Genomic DNA, 3,401 nt, shown 5'->3' on the forward strand with positions numbered 1-3,401 from the left:
GACCCGCCGGTCCGCCCGACCGCCCCGGATACATCCGGGTTCACCCGGAGGTGACCACGATGACGACCAACGCGCCCGCCGAGAACGCCCTGCCCGCCGAGAGCGCTCCGCCCGCCGAGAACGACCTGCGCGCCGACCTCGACCGGGCCCTGGCCGAGACCACCGACGCCCTGTTCGACCTGCAACGCTCCGACGGCAGCTGGGAGGGACGCCTCTCCCCGAGCGCCCCGTCCACCGCCGACGTGGTGATCGCCATGCACCTGGCCGACCCCGAGGGCTGCGCGGACCTGATCGAACGCGGCATCGCCTTCCTGCTGCGCACCCAGGCCGAGGACGGCGGCTGGGGCGACGACGTCGACACCGAGTCGACGCTGAACGGCACCGCGCTCACCGTCGCCGCCCTCGCCCTGACCGCCCCCGACCGCGCGGCCGAGCAGATCCGCCGCGGCTGGCGCCGGGTCGAGGAGTTCGGCGGCATGGAGGCCGTCCGTGACGTCGAGCGGTGCTCGCTGACCGTCCTGGTCCACTTCTACCTGGCCCTGGCCGGCCTGGTGAGCGACGAGGACCTGCTCCGGGTGCCGATCGAGATCGCGCTGCTACCCGCCCCGCTGCGCAAGAAGCTCACCTTCGCGATGCCCACCGCCATGGCCTGGGGCCTGATGGCCGCCGAGCGCCCCCACGGGCGGCTGCGCCGCGCCGTCAACCGGGCGGCGACCCCGAAGGCGATCGAGTACCTGGTCGGCCTGGTGGAGTTCGAGGGCCCGGACGGCGGCTTCGTCGAGTCCCCGATGATGTCCGCGAACGTGGTGATCGGGCTGACCCTGGCCAAGCAGCGGCCGGACATCGTCCGGCACTGCCTGAAGTACTTCCGGGCGACGATCAAGCCCGAGGGCGCCTGGGCGGTCACCCGCGACCTGGAGGTCGACGCCACCAACTTCATCACCGTCGGCATGCAGCACGCGGGCCTCGGCGACGACGCCCGGGTGCGCAAGGGCCTCGACTGGATCCGCGGCGCCCAGCGCCATGAGGAGTTCATCTGGACCGGCGCGCCCTCCGGCGGCTGGGGCTGGGGCCTGCCGTCCGGCTGGCCCAACAGCGGCAACACCGGTGACGCCGTGATCGCCCTCGCCGGCGGCGGCGCCGACGTGAGCGACCCGCAGGTTCGCAAGGGCGCGGACTGGCTGCTCAAGCAGCAGAACTACGACGGGTCCTGGAGCTGCTTCGCCCAGGTCGGCCGGATCGCCTCGCTGGACCCGTCGTTCGCGCTGGTCGGCAAGGCGCGTTCGCCCAAGGTGCTCTACGGACCCTGCGCGGTGATGTCCGCGGAGGCCGTCTCCGCCCTCGGGCTCTCCGGCGCCTGCCTGCCCGGGGACCCGCGGCTGGTCCACGCCTACGAGTGGTTCCGCTCGGTCCAGCGGGCCGACGGCGGGATCGACAACAAGTGGTACACCGGCCGGGTGAGCGGCACCGGCTCCGTGCTGCGCGCGCTCGGCGACGTCGGCCTCGGCCACACCGAGGTGGCCCGGCGCGGTGTCACCTGGCTGCGGCTCAACCAGAACCCGGACGGCGGCTGGGGCCAGACCCCGGCACCCGACGGCCCGTCGACCGCCGAGGAGACCGCGATGGCCGTGCTGGGCCTGATCGGTGCCCGGGTCGACCCGCTCGACCCGGTCCTGGTGCGCGGCGCGCGGTGGCTGATCGACCACCGCGACGAGAAGGCGCTGTGGAACCCGAGCCTGGTGGGGGTCTACTTCCTGGAGCTGCTCTACCGCCACGACCACACGGCGAACGGCTACGCCCTCCAGGCCCTGGCCCGCTACCGGGAGGTGCTGACCGCCTGAGTGCGTTCAGGGCGCGTCGTGATCCGCGGAAGGAGGCCGGGCGAAAGCTCGGCCTCCTTCCGCGTTCGGTGGCCCGCCGCGTGGGGTGGATTCCTGCCTCGGAGGCAAATGTACGGACAAATCAAGCGGGTTTCTCCAGGATGTCTTGCGACTGATGGTGAAACGGGCCTAGCTTTATGTCCGTACATTTGGCCAGGGAGGGCCCCCTTGATAACCAAGCATCACCGGATCGTGATCATCGGCGGCGGGACCGCGGGGATCACGGTGGCGGCTCGGCTGCGCCGGGCCGGCGAGCGGGACGTCGCGGTGCTCGACCCGAGCGAGCACCACTACTACCAGCCGCTGTGGACGCTGGTCGGCGGCGGCCGGGCGCCGCTGGCGGAGAGCATCCGTCCGCAGGCGTCCGTGCTGCCGAAGGGCGTGGCGTGGATCCGCCGGGCGGCCGTCGCCGTCGATCCCGAGGCCCGGGAGGTGGCGCTGGACGACGGGGGCACCGTCTCCTACGACCACCTGGTGGTCTGCCCCGGCATCCAGCTGGACTGGGACCGCATCCCGGGCCTGGCGGCCGGACTCGGCAAGGACGGCCTGTCCAGCAACTACCTGCCGCAGTACGCCCCCGCGACCTGGCGCTTCGTCCGCGACACCCGCTCCGGCACCGCGGTGTTCGGGATGCCGGCCGGCGCGATCAAGTGCGGCGGCGCCCCGCAGAAGATCGCCTACCTGGCCGCCGACCACTGGAGGCGGCAGGGCGTGCTCGGCCGGATCGACGTCCACCTGGTGATCCCCGGCGCCGCCATCTTCGGCGTCCCGGAGTTCGCCCGGGTGCTGGACGACGTGGTGCGCCGGTACGGCATCAAGGTCCACTACGGCAGCGAGGTCACCGCGGTGCGCCCCGACGCCCGTGAAGTGGTCGTCACCGAGCTCGCGACCGGCGGCACGACGACCCTGCCGTACGACGTCGCCCACCTGGTGCCGCCGCAGAGCGCCCCGGACTGGATCAAGCGGAGCCCGCTGGCCGGCGCCGACGACCCGGCCGGCTACGTCGAGATCGACAAGCACACGATGCGGCACGTCCGGTACCCCACCGTCTGGGCGCTCGGCGACGCCGGATCGTCGCCGAACTCCAAAACCGGCGCGGCCGTGCGCCGGCAGGCGCCGGTTCTGGTGGAGAACCTCCTCGCCGTGCTCAACGGCCGTGAGCCCGAGGCGAGTTACAACGGCTACTCGTCCTGCCCGCTGACCACCGCGCGCAACAAGATGCTGCTCGCCGAGTTCGACTACACCGGGCGGCCCACCCCGTCGATCCCGGTGATCGACACCATCCGCGAGCGCACCGACATGTGGTACCTCAAGCGGCGCGGGCTGCCCTTCCTCTACTGGAACCTGATGCTCCGCGGGCTCGCCTGAGCCCCTCGGGGCCTCCGCCCCCGCACCGCCGCCCCCCCCCCCCGCCGCCCCGCGCCGGCGCCCCCCCGCGACGGCCCCCCCCCGCCCCCCCCCCCCCCCCCCCCCCCCCCCGGGCCCGCGCCGACCCCGCCCGCCCGGCCCCCGGGGGTCGGG

2 protein-coding genes are annotated in these 3,401 nt (G+C 73.6%); both read left to right on the forward strand.

The features are described 5' to 3' along the window. Nucleotides 1–59 precede the first annotated feature (59 nt). A complete protein-coding gene (locus ACFRMQ_RS06925; protein WP_380727761.1) occupies nucleotides 60–1,841 on the forward strand; it encodes a prenyltransferase/squalene oxidase repeat-containing protein in 1,782 nt (593 codons plus the stop codon). A 207-nt stretch (nucleotides 1,842–2,048) separates the two neighbouring features. Further along, nucleotides 2,049–3,248, forward strand: a complete 1,200-nt coding sequence (locus ACFRMQ_RS06930) for an FAD/NAD(P)-binding oxidoreductase (protein WP_380727763.1) — start codon at nucleotides 2,049–2,051, stop codon at nucleotides 3,246–3,248. Nucleotides 3,249–3,401 lie beyond the last annotated feature (153 nt).

This window comes from Kitasatospora sp. NPDC056783 (genome assembly GCF_042789895.1).
In the GTDB taxonomy this organism is placed as follows: domain Bacteria; phylum Actinomycetota; class Actinomycetes; order Streptomycetales; family Streptomycetaceae; genus Kitasatospora.